Raw genomic sequence first — 333 nt, forward strand, 5'->3', positions numbered from 1 at the left:
AGCACTGGCAATCTGACTGTGGGCGGCGTCACCAACGGCACCGCCACCACCGGCAACATCGCGCTGACCGGTAACAATGCACTGAGCGGTCCGGTGAATCTGAATGCGCCGAACGGTACCGTGACTCTGAACACGACTGGCAATACCACCTTGGGTAATGTCACCGCACAAGGCAATGTGACGACCAATGTGTCCAACGGCAGCCTGACTGTCGCTGGCAATACCACGGGCGCCAACACGAACCTCAGTGCCAGCGGCAACCTGACCGTGGGCAACCAGGGCAATATCAGTATCGCCGGCAATGCAACCCTGACTGCCGGCGACAACCTGACG

The 333-nt window shown here is 60.1% G+C and carries 1 pseudogene; it reads left to right on the top strand.

The window, feature by feature from the left end:
- Positions 1–333 (top strand): annotated as a pseudogene (locus AKL27_RS28305) (hypothetical protein); the annotation flags it as partial.

The organism is Herbaspirillum autotrophicum (assembly GCF_001189915.1).
Taxonomy (GTDB): Bacteria; Pseudomonadota; Gammaproteobacteria; order Burkholderiales; family Burkholderiaceae_D; genus Herbaspirillum; species Herbaspirillum autotrophicum.